The sequence below is a fragment of the Mesorhizobium sp. M0293 genome, from assembly GCF_040321735.1.
Lineage (GTDB): Bacteria > Pseudomonadota > Alphaproteobacteria > Rhizobiales > Rhizobiaceae > Mesorhizobium.
The window spans coordinates 1-4,030 of the sequence record NZ_JAMYSA010000226.1 but is presented as its reverse complement, the minus strand read 5'-3'; the positions used below and the strand labels follow the sequence as shown (position 1 = coordinate 4,030).

General features: G+C 63.3%; 4 protein-coding genes. 3 read left to right on the top strand and 1 reads right to left on the bottom strand.

The genetic code is table 11. The features are described from left to right. The 3 genes from NKJ06_RS34750 to NKJ06_RS34740 all read left to right on the top strand — a co-directional run. On the top strand, positions 1–1,087 hold a 1,087-nt coding region (locus tag NKJ06_RS34750; RefSeq protein WP_352812437.1), incomplete at its 5' end, for a tyrosine-type recombinase/integrase. Further along, complete coding sequence (locus NKJ06_RS34745) at positions 1,081–1,995, top strand: tyrosine-type recombinase/integrase (protein WP_352812434.1); 915 nt, start codon at positions 1,081–1,083, stop codon at positions 1,993–1,995. The genes NKJ06_RS34750 and NKJ06_RS34745, both read left to right, overlap by 7 nt. Then, a complete protein-coding gene (locus NKJ06_RS34740) occupies positions 1,992–3,005 on the top strand; it encodes a tyrosine-type recombinase/integrase (RefSeq protein ID WP_352812433.1) in 1,014 nt (337 codons plus the stop codon). Before NKJ06_RS34745 ends, NKJ06_RS34740 begins: the two co-directional genes overlap by 4 nt. A gap of 129 nt (positions 3,006–3,134) precedes the next feature. Here the strand turns inward: NKJ06_RS34740 and tnpA are convergent, their stop codons facing one another. Beyond that, positions 3,135–3,515, bottom strand: a complete 381-nt coding sequence (gene tnpA, locus NKJ06_RS34735) for an IS66-like element accessory protein TnpA (RefSeq protein WP_352812430.1) — start codon at positions 3,513–3,515, stop codon at positions 3,135–3,137. Positions 3,516–4,030: the final 515 nt, after the last annotated feature.

Below are 4,030 nucleotides of genomic sequence, written 5' to 3'. Positions count from 1 at the left end.
CGAAGCCTCGGCTCGTCACTTCGGACATTGGCTGCAAAGCGCCAAGATCGCTGTCGCGGAGATCAACGAGGATACGGTTCGCCGCTTTGCGCGACATCGATGCCGCTGTCCCGGCGTTCGACGAGCCGATCGCCTGTCCGCCAAATACGTGAACCGGACGCGGCGGTTCGTGAGCTTTCTGGCGGAATGCGAGGTCGTTACGCCATTGACGCAGGATGAGCCGCGTGCCTACGACGACCAAGTCCTTGCATTCCAGATTTGGCTGAGACGGCACCGGGGCATTTCTGAGCGCACAATCGGTCGCCATGGCCGAATGGTCATGCGGCTGCTTCCGGCTTTGGGTCCCGATCCAAGGCACTACGATGCCCGTCTTATTCGGCAAGCGATCTTGGATGAAGGCAAGCGAACTTCGCCAGCTTACCTCAAGACAATGACGATGGCGCTGCGGGGCTACCTCAGATATTTGGCAACCCAAGGCCTATGCGGGCCGGGGCTTGATCATGCGATCCCCACGGTGCCGCAATGGCGGTTGTCGGCCTTGCCGCGCTACATCTCCCCGGCGGAAGTTGAGCGGGTCATTGCGTCGTGCGACGTTACGACGCCAATGGGCATCCGCGACCGCGCGGTGCTTCTGCCACTTGCACGTCTCGGCCTGCGCGCCGGCGACATTTCGGGAATGCGCCTCGACGACATTGACTGGCGCGAGGGAACCTTGCGTGTCCGCGGCAAAGGACGTCGCGAGGTCCAGCTTCCGCTGCCCCAAGACGCTGGCGACGCGATTATCGACTATCTGCGAGACGCCCGTCCGCCTGCCGCCTGTGAGCAGATTTTCCTGCGGACCGTTGCACCGTTTCGGCCATTGGTGAGCGCGAGTGTCTCGAGCATCGTCAGCCTTGCGCTCGCGAGGGCCGGCATCGACCACGCTCCGTCCCGAGGCGCCCATCTTCTGCGGCATTCGGCAGCAACCAGCATGCTGCGGGCCGGCGCCACGCTGGACCTGATTGGAACCGTGCTGCGCCATCGGTCGGTCGACGTCGACATGTTGCTTCGGGTTGCCCAGCCCTGGCCGGGGAGTGCGTCATGCTGAGCCAGGATCTCGCACGCTATGTGGAACTGCAGCATAGGCTGGGCTTCAGGTTCCGCGTCCAGAACACGCTGTTGAAGAGCTTTGTTGCCTTCGCCGAGCGACACGACGACCGACATCTCCAAGCTGCCCGCGTGCTCGAATGGGCGAGGCTTGCGTCTTTGCCACAGCAGCGCCGCAACCGACTCCTGACGGTCCGCCGCTTTGCGCTGGCGCTGTCGGCCGAGGATCGGCGTCATGAGATCCCGCCCGCTGACGCTCTGGGCCGCAGCCCGTTGGAGCGACGGATTCCGCATATCTACAGCGCGGACGAGATCGCCGCGCTGATGCAGGCGGCTGCCCGCCTGAAGCCGGCAGGTTCGATCCGGCCGTTAATGTACGAGACCCTGTTCGGCTTGATTGCCGCCACCGGCATGCGCATTTCCGAAGCCCTCTCGCTTCAGCTCGATGACCTGACCGCCGATGGCCTGATCATCCGACAGACCAAGTTCCACAAGAGCCGCTTGCTGCCGCTCCACGGCACGACATGCGACGCTTTGGACCGGTATTTGGTTGCACGCCGCCGGCTCGGTACCTTGAACAATGCGCTATTCGTTTCCGCCGCGGGCGCATCGCCGGCCTACAGTACCGTGATCGCCAACTTTCTCCAGCTCGCGCGCTCGATCGGCCTGCGAGGAGGCCCCGGCCAACCGGGCCCCTGTATTCATGATCTACGGCACACCTTTGCCGTACGCTCACTGGAGCAGTGCCGGCACGATCGCGATGCCGTCGGCCGTCATATCGTTGCCCTCAGCACCTACCTCGGCCATGCCCACGTCACCGACACCTATTGGTACCTGCAGGCAACACCGATCCTGATGAGGCAGATCGCGGCGGCCGGCGAGGCCTTGCACCAAGGAGCCGTCTCATGACCGCGCTGGCTCCGCATCTCACCGCCTTCCTGCGCGAGCATCTGCCGCACGAGAGGCGAGCGAGCCCGCACACCTGCGCGGCCTACGCCTACAGCTTTCAGTTGCTGCTCTGCTTCGCGGCTGCCCGACTGCGGACCACCCCATCCGGCATCGAGATTGAGCAGCTCGATCCGTCGCTCATTCTCTCCTTCCTGGAACACATGGAGGAAGGACGCGGCAACTCGGCGCGCACCCGCAACGTCCGTCTTGCCGCCATCAAAGCCTTCTTCCGCTTCCTCGAGTATAGGCTCCCGTCCTGTCTGGATCAGGCACGCCGGATCCGGGCGATCCCGATGAAGAAGGTCGACGAGGCCCTCGTCAGTCATCTCAGCCGCGACGAGATGCAGGCTCTGCTCGACGCGCCGGACCCGCGTCAGGTCTCCGGCATCCGCGATCGGGCGATGCTGCATCTGGCCTTCGCTGCCGGGCTGCGCGTGTCCGAACTCGTCAGCCTCCGCATCGACCAGATCGACCGCCAGACGGTCGCCAGCATCCACGTCATGGGCAAAGGACGCCGCGAGCGCGTGCTGCCCCTGTGGAAGCAGACCGCAGCGGCATTGAAGGCTTGGCTGGCGGTCCGCCCGGCGAGTGGCGACGCCGAGCTCTTTCTCAATGCGACGGGACGCGCGATGACCCGGTCCGGATTCGAATATATCCTGGCCAAGCACGTTGCCACCGCGGCGCGGAAGCAACCGTCCATTGCCGACAAGCGCGTCACTCCCCACGTCTTGCGCCACACCTGTGCCATGCACACGCTGCAGGCGACCCGGGATGTCCGCAAAGTCTCGCTCTGGCTCGGTCATGCCAGCCTCCAAAGTACGGAAATCTACCTGCGGGCCGATCCGACCGAGAAGCTCGAGGCGCTCGCCGCGATGGCGCCGCCGTCGCTCAAGTCGGGTCGCTTCCGCTCTCCCGATAAGCTGCTGGCCATGCTCAAGTCCGTCAGCCGATCGGCAGATTATGTCGAGTGATCGCTGCTCAAATACCGCAGGCGGCAAGGAATTGCCGCTGCGGACTCCGCATAATCCGACGCTCCACATAATTGCGGAAGTCGACCGGCTTCGTCGCCACCAAGACCTTGACCGCACCCGTCGGCCCGATCACGACGTCGCCTTCAGCGCGCGGATCACTGCGGCCACCGTCTTGGTATCGGCGCCCCGGCCGACGCGCATCGCGATGCCGTCGATCTCAAGCTCGATCATGCCCGCATCTCGGGTGGCTTGCCGTTTCCGCTGCTTCGCTGGACGCTTGGCTACAGGTTCCGGCGCCGTCACAACCGCCGGCACAAAGGCAGGAGAATCTTGCTGCACCGAAGCGACCTGTTTGCGCGCTTCGCGGCGCCAGGTGAAGACCTGCTGCGGCCTAAGGCCATACCGACGGGCGACCTCGGAAATGATTGCGTTCGGCTCCAGCGTCTCCGCGATGATCCGCGCCTTGTCATCCACCGACCAATGACGCCGACCGCCGGCACCGTTGATCACCTCGAAACGCCGAAGCTGCCGCTCCGGGTCAAGCGTAAGGTCAAGTCCAGACACAAGCCGATCTCCGATCCCAATACAGGATCGGCAACCTCACAGATCACGACCACTCCCGAAAGGTGGTCCCACAACAGCGCTTACTCTTGACGTCATCGAAAGGGATAAGAACGATATCCACGCGCTAATACTCGAGAAGTTGACGTGCTGGCCATTGCGCCCGCCGACTAGCTGCGCTGAGACAGAAAGGTAGGATCTCTCCTCGTGGACGGGGTGCGATAGCTGTTGTCCCCACAAGGTTGAACAGTGTCAGCGCGTTTCCTATTGGCAGGCTGTCACCTCCCACATCGACATGCCCGCACCAACTTTTGGGGCAGTAATCGGGCAGCCGGGCGTGCTTGGCATTGTGTTTTGCATGAAGCGTGGCTTCGATCCACTGTCCGACCATTGTCATCGAGTGTTAACCAGCCTGTAATGAACAAATGTATCAAGCCCTCTGCGGCCACCCTCATACCCGTAGC

What these genes read in the sequence shown, in the direction of transcription:
- NKJ06_RS34745 (WP_352812434.1), top strand. Translation starts at nt 1,081, where the DNA reads ATGCTGAGCCAGGATCTCGCACGCTATGTGGAACTGCAGCATAGGCTG.
- NKJ06_RS34740 (WP_352812433.1), top strand. Translation starts at nt 1,992, where the DNA reads ATGACCGCGCTGGCTCCGCATCTCACCGCCTTCCTGCGCGAGCATCTG.